Source organism: Halomonas sp. B23F22_20, from assembly GCF_043496985.1.
GTDB lineage: Bacteria > Pseudomonadota > Gammaproteobacteria > Pseudomonadales > Halomonadaceae > Halomonas.
The window spans coordinates 37,506-50,667 of sequence record NZ_JBIEKH010000013.1; the positions used below are offsets into that span (position 1 = coordinate 37,506).

General features: G+C 64.5%; 7 protein-coding genes. All 7 read right to left on the bottom strand.

The window, feature by feature from the left end; translation table 11 throughout:
• Positions 1-5,592: MBG domain-containing protein (locus ACGTN6_RS12205; RefSeq protein WP_394591882.1), on the bottom strand; the 5,592-nt coding region annotated here is incomplete at its 3' end.
• 211 nt (positions 5,593-5,803) lie between these two features.
• On the bottom strand, positions 5,804-6,793 hold the full coding sequence (locus tag ACGTN6_RS12210; protein ID WP_394591884.1) for a helix-turn-helix transcriptional regulator: 990 nt from the start codon (positions 6,791-6,793) through the stop codon (positions 5,804-5,806).
• Positions 6,794-7,030: 237 nt separating this feature from the next.
• Positions 7,031-7,273: a formate dehydrogenase subunit delta gene (locus ACGTN6_RS12215; RefSeq protein WP_394591886.1), complete on the bottom strand. Its 243-nt coding sequence runs from the start codon at positions 7,271-7,273 to the stop codon at positions 7,031-7,033.
• A gap of 10 nt (positions 7,274-7,283) precedes the next feature.
• Positions 7,284-8,126 carry a formate dehydrogenase accessory sulfurtransferase FdhD gene (gene fdhD, locus ACGTN6_RS12220; RefSeq protein ID WP_394591888.1) on the bottom strand — a complete coding sequence of 281 codons (843 nt, stop codon included), beginning with the start codon at positions 8,124-8,126 and terminating at the stop codon, positions 7,284-7,286.
• Positions 8,123-10,996 carry a formate dehydrogenase subunit alpha gene (fdhF, locus tag ACGTN6_RS12225; protein WP_394591890.1) on the bottom strand — a complete coding sequence of 958 codons (2,874 nt, stop codon included), beginning with the start codon at positions 10,994-10,996 and terminating at the stop codon, positions 8,123-8,125. The genes fdhD and fdhF overlap by 4 nt, the downstream gene beginning before the upstream one ends.
• A complete protein-coding gene (locus ACGTN6_RS12230) occupies positions 10,993-12,549 on the bottom strand; it encodes a formate dehydrogenase beta subunit (RefSeq protein WP_394591892.1) in 1,557 nt (518 codons plus the stop codon). Before ACGTN6_RS12230 ends, fdhF begins: the two co-directional genes overlap by 4 nt.
• Entirely contained in the window at positions 12,546-13,040 is a 495-nt protein-coding gene (locus ACGTN6_RS12235; RefSeq protein ID WP_394591894.1) for a formate dehydrogenase subunit gamma, read from the bottom strand. The genes ACGTN6_RS12230 and ACGTN6_RS12235 overlap by 4 nt, the downstream gene beginning before the upstream one ends.
• Between the last annotated feature and the right edge of the window lie 122 nt (positions 13,041-13,162).

Sequence of the window (13,162 nt, forward strand, 5' to 3'; positions counted from 1 at the left end):
CGAGGTGGTGACACTGCTGAGCACGCTTTCGTCCTCACCGCCGACCAGGCCGCTGGCGGTAAAGCCGCTGACGCTTTGGTTGCTGCCGTTGTAGGTCACGGTGTCGCTATTGGCGGTGACGGTGGCGTTCGCCTTATCGATGGTCAGGTTGCCGTCGATAAAGGTGAGGGCGTAGTTGCCGTCGCTGCCGCTGGCGGTATGCACGTAAGTGCCCGCGTCTTTGCCGCTGCCGCCCGAGGTGGTGACACTGCTGAGCACGCTTTCGTCCTCGCCGCCGACCAGGCCGCTGGCGGTAAAGCCGCTGACGCTCTGGTTGCTGCCGTTGTAGGTCACGTTGTCGCTATTGGCGGTGACGGCGGCGGCGGCCTTATCGATGGTCAGGTTGCCGTCGATAAAGGTGAGGGCGTAGTTGCCGTCGCTGCCGTTGGCGGTGTGCGTGTAAGTGCCCGCATCTTTGCCGCTGCCGCCCGAGGTGGTGACACTGCTGAGCACGCTTTCGTCCTCACCGCCGACCAGGCCGCTGGTGGTAAAGCCGCTGACGCTTTGGCTGCCACCGTTATAGGTCACGGTATCGCTATTGGCGGTGACGGTGGCGGCGGCCTTGTCGATGGTCAGCTCACCGTCGACGAAGGTCAGCAGGTAGTTGCCGTCGCTGCCGCTGGCGGTGTGAGCGTAAGTGCCCGCGTCTTTGCCGCTGCCGCCGCTGGTGGTGACACCGGCGAGCACGCTTTCGTCCTCGCCACCCACCAGGTCGGTGGCGGTAAAGCCGCTGACGTTCTGGACGCTGCCGTTATAGGTCACGCTATCGCTGTTGGCGGTGACGGTGGCGTTCGCCTTATCGATGGTCAGGCCGCCGTCGATAAAGGTGAGGGCGTAGTTGCCGTCGCTGCCGTTGGCTGTATGCACGTAGCTGCCGGCATCGGTACCAGTGCCACCGCTGGTGGTGACGCCGCTAAGTACACCTACGTCCTCACCGCCGACCAGTCCGCTGGCGGTAAAACCGCTGACGCTTTGGCTGCCACCGTTATAGGTCACGGTGTCGCTATTGGCGGTGACGGTGGCGTTCGCCTTGTCGATGGTCAGGCCGCCGTCGATAAAGGTGAGGGCGTAGTTGCCGTCGCTGCCGTTGGCGGTATGCACGTAGCTGCCGGCGTTGGTGCCGCTGCCACCCGTGGTGGTCACGCCGGTAAGGACGCTTTCGTCCTCACTGCCGACCAGGCCGCTGGCGGTAAAGCCGCTCACGCTTTGCGCACCGCCGTTGTAGGTCACGGTGTCGCTATTGGCGGTGACGGTGGCGGCGGCCTTATCGATGGTCAGGTTGCCGTCGATAAAGGTGAGGGCGTAGTTGCCGTCGCTGCCGTTGGCGGTGTGCGTGTAAGTGCCCGCATCTTTGCCGCTACCACCCGTGGTGGTCACGCCGGTAAGGACGCCTTCGTCCTCGCCACCCACCAGGCCGCTGGCGGTAAAGCCGCTGACGCTTTGGCTGCCACCGTTGTAGGTCACGGTGTCGCTATTGGCGGTGACGGTGGCGTTCGCCTTATCGATGGTCAGGCTGCCATCGTTGAGGATCAGGTCATAGCCCTGCTGGCCTGAGTACAGGCCATCGAGAGCAATCCCATAGCTGCCGGCATCCCGGCCGCCACCGGTGATGCTGGCGGTGCCGAGGATCAGACTGCTGTCGTGGGGACCACTTGCGCTCCAGCTCCCCGGGCCGGTCTGCACGGTGCCGTTGTAGGTGGTGCTGGCATCATCGACGGCCACCGTCAGCGGTGTGAGAAAGCTGCGCAGCAGCGGCGTGGTGTGGCCTTCGTAGAGACGCCACACGCTGCTGGTGCCGCCCTGGGCGTCGATGTCCCAGCCCGCGTCGGTGAAGGTTTGTAGGGTTTGCAGGTCGGTCAGGCTCTTGCCGGTTACGCCGGTTGCCGCCGCATCGTTGCCCACGCCAGTGAGGTCGGTGTTGGTATCCTGATTCCAGAACACTTGGCTGAGCGCAGCCGAACTTATCAGATTTCCAATGGCGCCGCCGACGGCGCTGCCGCCGTTCACCTGGCCGGTGGCATAACTGTTGGTGATGGTGCCACCATTATATTGGCCCACCAGCCCCCCCACCTGCGCTGCAGGGCTACTGACATCGCCACGGGCATAGCTGTTGCTGATATCTATATTTCCGGCGCCGAGAAGCCCACCCGCAACCCCGGAACCGAAACCATCTGCCTCCGCCAGTACCGCCACATCCGCGTAGCTGTTTTGGATAACACCATCCCCCCCGGACCCAACCAGCCCGCCAGCCCCATATTCTATCGCCGTTAGTTGCCCCCCGTGTGCATAGCTGTTCTCGATAGACGTATTAGTCGTGTTTCCTACCAAAGATCCCACAGCACTGGCCCCCGTCAGGCTGACATCTGATAACCCGACATTATGCAGCTCGGCACCGTTCGACCTCCCCAGCAAGCCCACATAGTCCTCTCCTGGCCGGTCGATGGTCAGACCGTCAATCACATGACCCTGGCCGTCGAGGCTGCCGCTGAAGCGGTTTGAGAGGGTACCAATAGGATCAAACCCGGCACCCGCATGCCAATTAACCGTGACGCTGGCGCCGATATCGCTGGCCAGAGTGAAATCGCTGCCCAGCAGCGTGTAGGATTCCAGGCCTTGCAAGCCGTACACATCGCCGATCTGGTAGGGGTCAGTTGCTGTACCGTTACCACCAGAGGCGCGCAGGAAGCTGGCGGTGTCTTCCTTGAGCCGGAAGTCGTTCACCGCGAAGGTGGGCAGGCTGGCGGCGTGCTGTTGCCAGTTGCCATCCACCAGGTGGAAGACACTGTTTACGCCGCCCTGAATGGCGCCGATGTTGGTGATATTGCCCGTTGTGTCGATGCGCAGGGTGCCGGTGTCCCAACTGATGCCGTTGGTCAGGGCGATATCGCCGGCATTGGCCACATTGCCGTCGGTGATGATTCGCTCACCGCCAATCAGGTCGACCCCCTGCTGGCCGGAATAGAGGCCGTCGAGGTCCAGGCTGGCCAGGTATTCGCCGCTGTTGGCGCTGCCGGTGAGGGTCAGTGCGGTGTTGGTTTGGCTACCAGAAATCCGCGGATCACTCAGCGCATTGTCCGCGGCGGCGCTGATATCCGTCTGGTGAGCACCGCTGCCGTCGTACTCCGGCAGCACCGTCAGCGGCGTGAGGAAGCTGCGCAGCAGCGGGGTAGTATGGCCCTCATAGAGGCGCCAGACGCTGCCGGTACCGCCCTGGGCGTCGATGTCCCAGTTGGCTGCCAGGAAGTCATCCATTTGCTGCATCTCGACCCCGGACAGGCCAGATCCTCCGGCGGATGAGGTTTGCCCTGTGCCGTCAATGCTGTAAAAGCTGTTCTGTACGGTCTCTCCGTTCCAGCCATAGCCAATCAAGCCCCCATTACTCGTGCCGGTTACCCGTCCGGCGGCGTAGCTCCGGTCGACCGTGCCACCGTTCAGTTCACCGACCAGGCCTCCCAGGTCGTTACCTGTGCCGGTGACGGTGCTGACGGCGTAGGTATCTGCAATCGTGGTGGTTTGTGATCTTCCTATCAGTCCGCCAAGTTGCGATGCGCCTGTTACGCTGCTGGAGGTATAACTGTTGCGAATCTCGCTGTTCCAGGCGTTGCCGATCAGGCCTCCGCCAAAGTTACCGCTCAACTCAACGTCGGCAGCGGTGAAGCTGTTGCTGATGTCGACGCCGGTGGTGTAACCGACCAAACCGCCAACATTTTGCTCACCATTCACTTGCCCAGTCGCGTAGCTGTTATCAATGGTGGTGTTATAAGCATCCCCCACCAGTGCGCCGACTTGATTCCTGCCCGTGACCTGTACGTCGACCAACCCGATATTACGAATCTCAGCGCCGCTGTTTGTCGCCCCAAACAGTGCGACATTGTCCGAGCCGAAGATGCCGCTGGATGGCGTAGATACCAAACCGTCGATGGTATGCCCCAAACCATCGAACCGACCGGTAAAGGTACGGCCATAAGCCGCTCTGCCCAGTGGCGCAAAGCCTTCTGTCCAAGTTGCCGTGGCACTGGCATCGATATCGCTGCCGAGCACATAGTTGCCCGAGAGGTCGCCAAGAACACCCTGCAGATCCGTACCGCTACTGGAGCCCTCCGCCCCGAGGTCGGTGATGATGGTGTAGTCGATCGCTGTGCCATCGCTGCCCTGCAACGTGCTGAAGTGGCTGGTGCTGGCAAGGTTGACTGGTGCATTGACGTAATAACTGGCAGTGTTGCCCGACGCTGGACTGTCCTGCCCATACTGCAACGCTAGAGTCCCGCCACCGTTGACACTCACTTCACGGTTGATCTCGATATTGCGTTCGGCATTCAGGGTCAGGGTGTTGGTGCTGCTCCAGCTCACCTCATCGGTGACCAGAATGTCGCCATTCCCCCCATCCGTGCCCATGGTGGCGGTTTCGATTTCGAAATCGTTGCTGGCCAGTGCGTCACTTACCGTTTGGCCTGTCATGTCGCCGCCACTGGCGGCGATGGTGAAGTCCTTGGGGTCGATCAGCCAGGTGCCGGTGTCACCGTTGCCAGCGTGGGTGGTCACGGTATTGCCGTCGGCCACTTGCACGCGGGCGGCGGAGGTTTCAATAAAGCCGCCGTCGCCGCCTGTGGGGGCCGATGCATCCAGCGTACCGGCCACCTGCACGCTGCCGGAGTCCATATCGCCCATCAGCATGATTTCGCCATTCTCACCGCTGGCGAGGGTGCGGGCCTCGGTAATGCCGGTGTGGTTGATGACGCTGCTGGCCAGGTCATTGGCGGCGCGGGCGGTGAGGTAGACCCGCCCGCCGTCGGCGCGAATGGCCCCGCCCTGTTCGATGTGGGTCTCCAGTGCGGCTTCTTCCACCTCGATCTTGAGCGGCCCGCCGAGATCGAGGGTGACCCGGCTGCCCGCGCCCATCAGGGTGCTGCCCCGCGGGGTGTCGATGCTGCCGGTGTTGATGATCTCGGCGGCGATCATCGCTACATGGCCGCCCTCGGCGGCGGTGATACTGCCATGGTTGATGACCGCATTGCCGCTACCGCCTTCGAAGGTATAGCGCCCCGCCATGAAGTCTTCGGTGGAGATATCCAGCGTGGAGGCCACCAGTGCGCCGACATCCACTCGGGCGGTGGAGGAGAACGAGATGCCGTTGGGGTTGATCAGGAACACTCGGCCGTTGGCGGAGAGGGCGCCACGGATGTCGGAAACGTTGTCGCCGGTCACTCGGTTAAGCGCGGCCGAATCGCCTTTGGGCTGAACGAAGTCCACACGGTGATGTTCTGCGATGGAAAAGTCGTCCCACTCGATGGCCAGGTTCTGGCTGTCTTGTCGAATGGTCAGGCTGTTGCCTTGGCGATCGAGATTGCCGGCACCCCCGACGATCTGCCCGCCGCTGGGTAACTCCGAGCCGAGCGCGGGGAGGGTTACCAGCACCAGACCGCCAACTGGCCAACTGAGCGGGCGGGCCGAGCGGCGGCTGGCAGGGCTTTTTCCCGTGCTCCGGACGTTTTCTCCCACGGCCTGCCAGTTGCCCCTGGCGGCATTCCAGACGGTACGGTAGGTGTGGTTCATGGCGGCGTCTCGATCCCTTGTGGTGTTTTATTCCTTTTGAAGTTGACAAGGTTAGTCATGTCGAGCCGCCAATGGCCACACTACTCAGTTATCATTTTCTCCAAAGGTTATCATTTCGTAAGATCTGTGGGCCTCGTCAAGCGTCACACCTCGTGTAAGTGCCGCGTGTGCCCGGTAAGAATCATTTCAAGCGTCGGTGTTTCTTCTGCCGTCAGCTTGACGATTCGCTGATGTTTCCATGACGGCTCGTGGATGGTGTTCCGCCGAAATATTGCCGATAAGCACGTGTGAAATTGCTGACATGATGGTATCCAACGGCATGGGCGGCCACCTTGATCGGTGCGCCTTCATACTCGATAAGGCGTTTTGCCTCTGTGAGTTTTTGGTGTCTTATGTAACTGCTGGCAGAGTGGCCTTGGAGGATGACGAATAATTCGTTAAATCTGGTGCGGCTGATACCAAACTTATTTGCCATTGCTCTGGTGTTCAGGCTCTTGCCCAGGTTTTTTCTGATGTATTCGCAGGCTGCTGCATATGTCTTCAATTCCCATTCCGAAGGCTCGTCGATGCTCGTTGAGGCCTGGTTTCTTGAAGCGTCATAGTCTCGCAACAGGCTGGAAAGGTAACATTTGGCGAGGCCTTCCCGATGCAGTGCTACCGTGGGGTAAGGTGCCTCAGATGCATGCAGAAAAAGGTCTGCTGCCCACTGTCTGGTGGTTTTTCCGAGGGGAAGTTGAGTGATGAGATCTCTTTCCTTTGCCTTCAGGAAGGGGGTAATCAAGGCGCGAATATCGTCTTCTATCAGCCAAGGGCTTTCCAGGGGGATAGACACGCCAAGATGCCTGATGACTTGATTGCCGGGCAGGTGGAATCGTGTTCCTTCTTCGAATACGCGAAAAATCAGTGAGTGATCAGCGTCTTGCTCCTGGATGTATCCCGATGGCATTGCCAGTGTCAATTTTCCGGATAGTAAGACCAGAGTGCAAAGCAGGTCTCCCAGGTCGTCTTGTGAGGATTGGATTTCCAGGGTGCAATCCTTGATCACCCTGTATTCGGAGTAATAGATCGTGGCGCCGTGTGCCAGCGATGTCCTCATTATGCACCCAGAGCCGGCCCCTTCAGGAAGAGGGAATTCTTGCCCGGTAAAGTCCCATTGCGCATAAAGATTCGTATTGTCGATCCCTGTGCTTGACTGTTTCATAAGCTTTTTATGTTATTTGGAGTGGCTGCCAGATTAATGTAATCCATGGCATGTTGCCACTCCGGCGGGGGACGGCTCATTGATCAAATGATTAATCGGTTGCGTTGTGTTCCATGCACGGATCCCGGTATGGCAGATTGGCGTGTCTGCGTGTTTCCTTGAGAACGTGAAGGGCCGCCCCGGTTGGGGCGGCCCTTGTATGTACCGTGTTTGCGGTGCCGATTCGTGCGCGGGGCGTCAGCCGGCCTTGGCGGTCTGACGCTCGGCCAGCCGCGCCACGGCCTGGCGAGCCAGCGGCGACAAGCCGCTGTCGGGCTCGTCGAGGCTGGCGACGATGCGTTGTTTCATGGCCCGGGCCCAGAACTTCTCCAGGTGGGTGCAGACGCCTTCCACGGTCTCTGCGGTCTCGCGGCCGCCGCTCAGGTTGGCGGCGATCTGGTTGACCATGTGCACCAGCGTCTGGCCTTGATCGTGCGACATACTCGACTCCTCAACCGTGAGCCCGCACCGGCGCCGTGCCGGTGGGGCGGTGATAGACCAGGTGGCGGCCGGGGCGGGCGAAGCCGACCAGCAGCAGGCCGGCCTCGCGGGCCTGCTCCACCGCCAGTGCGGTAGCCGCCGAGACGGCCACCAGGGCGCCGATGCCCGCGCTGGCGCTCTTGTGCACCATTTCGTAGCTGGCCCGGCTCGAGACCAGAGCGAACCCGTCCTTGCTTGGCCCGCCCGCGCGGGCCACGGCGCCGATCAGCTTGTCCAGGGCGTTGTGGCGGCCCACGTCCTCGCGTACCCGCCGGATGCGGCCGTCGGCGTCGCACCAGGCGGCGCCGTGGCTGGCGCCGGTGGCCGCTTGCAGCGCCTGGTGCTCGGCCAGTTCCCCGAGGGCCCGCTGGATGGCGGCGTCGGTCAGTGCCGGCGCCTGCACCGCCGGAATCGGACGGATCGCCTGGTCCAGCGCCTCGGTGCCGCACAGTCCGCAGCCGGTGCGACCGGCGAGGCTGCGGCGGCGTTCCTTGAGCTCTGCCTCGCGCTGGCTGGCGATCGTCAGCTGGACCGTCAGCCCGCGAGTGTCTTCCTGCAGCTCCAGGTCGTAGCACTCGTGGGGGTGCGCGATGATGCCCTCGGTGAGGCTGAAGCCCAGGGCAAAGTCCTCCAGGTCGGTGGGGCTGGCCATCATCACCGCGTGGGAGATGCCGTTGTAGACCAGCGCCACCGGTACTTCGAGAGCCAGGGCGTCCTCGGCGTCGTCGCGATACCAGCCCGACGCGCCACGGTGCTCCTCGACGCGATGATGCACCACGGGGAGCGCCGCGCTTGCCGCCGGGCGACGGTTCATGATGCCGCCTCCCGGGCCGTGGCCAGGTATTCGCGCTGCTGGCGGTCGACTTCGTCGAAGCGGCGCTGCCATTCGGAGGGCCGGCTGACCTTCTCCACCTGCACCGCGGTCACCTTGTATTCGGGGCAGTTGGTGGCCCAGTCGGAGCTGTCGGTGGTGATTACGTTGGCGCCGCTGCCCGGGTGGTGGAAGGTGGTGTAGACCACGCCGGGCTGCATGCGCTCGCTGAGCCGCGCGCGCAGTACCGTCTGGCCCGCCCGGCTGGTGATGCCCAGCCAGTCGCCGTCCTTGATGCCGCGTACCTCGGCGTCGGAGGGATGCAGCTCGATCACGTCCTCGTCGTGCCACACCTGGTTGTCGGTGCGTCGGGTCTGGGCGCCGACGTTGTACTGGGAGAGGATCCGCCCGGTGGTCAGCAGCAGCGGGAAGCGACGGTTGGCACGCTCCTCGGTGGCCACGTACTCGGTGATCGCGAAGCGGCCTTTGCCGATCGGGAAGTCGACCTCGTGCATGGTCGGGGTGCCGTCGGGATGCTCGGCATTGCAGGGCCATTGGAGACTGCCGCGCTCGTCGAGCTTGTCGTAGCTGACGCCGGCGAAGGTCGGCGTCAGCTGGGCGATCTCGTCCATGATCTCGGACGGGTGCGTGTACTCCATCGGATAGCCCAGCGCGCGGGCCAGGTCGACGGTGACCTCCCAGTCGGCCTTGCCGGCCAGCGGCGGCATCACCTTGCGCACGCGGTTGATGCGTCGCTCGGCGTTGGTAAAGGTGCCGTCTTTCTCCAGGAAGCTCGAGCCCGGCAGCAGCACGTGGGCGTACTTGGCGGTCTCGTTGAGGAAGATGTCCTGGACGATCAGGCACTCCAGCGAGGACAGCGCGGCTTCCACGTGCTGGGTGTTGGGATCGGACTGGGCGATGTCCTCGCCCTGCACGTAGAGCGCCTTGAAGGTGCCCTCGATGGCGGCATCGAACATGTTGGGGATGCGCAGGCCCGGCTCGTCGTCGAGCGCCACGCCCCAGGCGGCCTCGAAGCGGCCGCGGGCCGCGACGTCGGCAACGTGCTGGTAGCCCGGTAGCTCATGGGGGAAGGAGCCCATGTCGCAGGAGCCCTGCACGTTGTTCTGGCCACGCAGCGGGTTCACGCCCACGCCCTCGCGGCCGATGTTGCCGGTGGCCAGCGCCAGGTTGGCGATGCCCATTACCATGGTCGAACCCTGGCTGTGTTCGGTGACGCCCAGGCCATAGTAGATGGCGCCGTTGCCGGCGGTGGCGTAGGTGCGCGCGGCGCGGCGCACCGCCTCGGCGGGTACGCCGGTGGTCGCCTCGGTGGCCTCCGGGGAGTGGCATTGCTCACTGATGAAGTCACGCCAGGCGCGATACGCCTCGGTGTCGCAGCGCTTGGCGATGAAGTCGTGGTCCTCGAGGCCCTCGGTGACCACCACGTGGGCCAGGGCGTTGACCAGCGCCACGTTGGTGCCCGGGCGCAGCGGCAGGTGCTGAGCGTCTTCGAGGTGCGGCGTCTTGAGCAGGTCGATGCGCCGCGGGTCGGCGACGATCAGCGAGGCGCCCTGGCGCAGACGCTTGCGCATCAGCGAACCGAATACCGGGTGGGCGTCGGTGGGGTTGGCGCCGATCACGATGATCGCGTCGGCCTGCATCACCGAGTCGAAGGTCTGGGTGCCGGCGGACTCGCCCAGGGTGGTCTTCAGTCCGTAGCCGGTGGGCGAGTGGCAGACCCGGGCGCAGGTATCGGTGTTGTTGTTGCCGAAGGCCGCGCGAATCAGCTTCTGCACCAGGTAGGTCTCCTCGTTGGTGCAGCGCGAGGAGGTGATGCCGCCGATGCTCTCGCGGCCGTGCTGGTCCTGGATCGCCGTGAGGCGCTTGGCGGCGAAGGTGATCGCCTCGTCCCACTCGACCGGGCGCCAGGGCTGGTCGATGGAATCGCGGATCATCGGCGTGGTGATGCGATCCGGGTGGGTCGCGTAGCCGAAGGCAAAGCGGCCCTTGACGCAGGAGTGGCCGTGGTTCGCGTCGCCGCCCTTGTAGGGCACCATGCGCACCAGCTGGTCGCCCTTCATCTGGGCCTCGAAGGAACAGCCCACGCCGCAGTAGGCGCAGGTAGTGACCACGCTGTGCTCGGGCTGGCCGGCATCGATGACGCTCTTCTCCATCAGCGTTGAGGTCGGACAGGCCTGGACGCAGGCGCCGCAGGACACGCACTCGGAGTCCATGAAGGCCTCGTCCTGGCCGGCTGAGACCTTGGAGTCGAAGCCGCGGCCGTCGATGGTCAGCGCGAAGGTGCCCTGCACCTCTTCGCAGGCCCGCACGCAACGCGAGCAGACGATGCACTTGCTCGGATCGAAGCTGAAGTAGGGGTTGGAGTGGTCGGTCTCGGCGGCCAGGTGGTTCTCGCCCTCGAAGCCGTAGCGCACCTCGCGCAGGCCCACCGCGCCGGCCATGTCCTGCAGCTCGCAGTCGCCGTTGGCCGGACAGGTCAGGCAGTCCAGCGGGTGGTCGGAGATGTACAGCTCCATGATGTTGCGGCGCAGCCGGGCCAGGCGCTCGTTCTGGGTGGTGACCTTCATGCCCTCGGCCACCGGAGTGGTGCAGGCCGCGGGCGTGCCACGCCGGCCTTCGACCTGGACGGCGCACAGCCGGCAGGAGCCGAAGGCTTCCAGGTTGTCGGTGGCGCACAGCTTGGGAATGTTGATGTCGGCCAGGGCCGCGGCGCGCAGCACCGAGGTACCTTCCGGCACGCTGATGGCCACGCCGTCGATCTCGACGCTCACCGGTGCCGCGTCGGCGACCGGGGAGGGTGGCGGAGTACCGAGGTCCCTGTCGTGCTGGCGGGGATCGAAGTGCTGAATCATGAGCGGTCTCCTTCCGGCGCGCGCTGGAAGTCGTCGGGGAAGTGTTTCAAGGCGCTCTGCACCGGGAAGGGCGTCATGCCGCCCATGGCGCACAGCGAACCGTCTTCCATGGTCTCGCAGAGCTCACCGAGCAGCGCGAGGTTGGCGTCGCGGTTCTCACCGGCGCGGATGCGGTCGATGACCTCCACGCCGCGGGTCGAGCCGATACGGCAGGGCGTGCACTTGCCGCAGGACTCTTCCTTGCAGAACTCCATCGAGAAGCGCGCCTGCTCGGCCATGTCGACGCTGTCGTCGAACATCACCACGCCGCCGTGGCCGACGCCTGCGCCGACGCCGGCGAAGGTCTCGTAGTCCAGCGGCATGTCCCACTGGCTCTCGGGCAGGTAGGCGCACAGTGGGCCGCCGACCTGTACCGCGCGCAGCGGCCGGCCGCTGGCGGTGCCGCCGCCGAACTCCTCCATCAGCGTGCGCAGGGTAGTGCCGAAGGCCAGCTCCACCAGGCCGCCGCGCTTGACGTTGCCCGCCAGCTGCAGCGCCAGGGTGCCTCGGGAGCGGCCCATGCCATGACCGGCGTAGGCTTCGGCGCCCTCGGCGAGGATGAAGGGCACGGCGGCCAGCGACAGCACGTTGTTGACCACGGTGGGCCGCCCGAACAGCCCCTCGATGGCCGGCAGCGGCGGCTTGAAGCGCACCAGGCCGCGCTTGCCCTCGAGGCTCTCCAGCAGAGAGGTCTCCTCGCCGCAGATGTAGGCCCCGGCGCCCAGGCGCACCTCCAGGCGGAAGGCGCGGCCGCTGCCGCGGATGTCGTCGCCGAGATACCCGGCCGCTTCGGCGCGGACGATGGCGGCATCGAGGATCCGCTTGGCCAGCGGGTACTCGGAGCGCAGGTAGATGTAGCCTTGGGTGGCGTTGACCGCGAGCCCGGCGATGGCCATGCCCTCGATCAACATGTAGGGATCGCATTCCATTGCCAGGCGGTCGGCGAAGGTGCCGGAGTCGCCCTCGTCGGCGTTGCAGACGATGTACTTCTGGTCCGCCGGGGCATCGAGCACTGTCTGCCACTTGATGCCGGTGGGGAAAGCCGCACCACCGCGACCGCGCAGCCCGGAGGCCTTGACCTCCTCGACGATGTCCTGAGGCTCGCGGGTCAGCGCCGTCTCCAGGCCGCGAAAGCCGTCGTGCGCCAGGTAGTCGGCGATCGACAGCGGGTCGGTCACGCCGATGCGGGCGAAGGTCAGGCGCTGCTGGCGCTCCAGGTAGGGGATCGCCTCGGTGGGGCCCAGGGCCAGCGGGTGGGTGTCGTGGCCCTCGAGCAGGCCGGCATCGAGCAGTGCCGGCACGTCGCCGGGCGTGACCGGTCCGAAGGCGACCCGGCCGGCCGGGGTCTCGACCTCGACCAGCGGCTCCAGCCAGGCCAGGCCACGGGAGCCGTTGCGCACCACGGTCAGCGCGAGACCGCGGCTCTCGGCCTCGCGCTCCAGGCGCTTGGCCACGGCGTCGGCGCCCAGGGAGAGGGCGGTAGTGTCGCAGGGAACGAAGACGCGGATGCTCATCCGATCACCTCCAGGGGCTGGGTGCGCAGTTCGTCGACCAGGGCGTCGAAGGCCTCTGGCGTGATCCGGCCTCGAACCTCGTCATCGACGCGAATCGAGGGGCCACAGGCGCAGTTGCCCAGGCAGTAGACCGCCTCGAGGGTGATGTCGCGATCCGCGGTGGTCTGGTGAAAGTCGACGCCGAGGCTGGCCTTGGCGTGGGCTTCCAGAGCGCGCGCGCCCACCGACTGGCAGGCTTCGGCGCGGCAGACCTGAACTACGTGGCGACCCGGCGGTGAGGTACGGAAGTGGTGGTAGAAGCTGATCACGCCATGCACTTCGGCGCGGGTCTGGCCCAGCGATTCGGCGATGATCGGCACCGCTTCCTCGGGCACGAAGCCGAGACGGTCCTGGATGGCGTGCAGGATCGGCAGCAGGGCGCCGGGCTTGTGCTTCAGGGCGTCGATCTCGGCCTGGATCGCCTGGGGCGTCCACTCACGGGAATCGCTCATCGAGTCCCCCTGGTTCGTTGTAGTGCTGGCTGGTTATGCACGCTTGTTCATATTATGGAAGGGGCGTGCGTCACGGTGCGTATAAAGCTAGCATTGGTATCTCGATGGCAAAATATGAAACT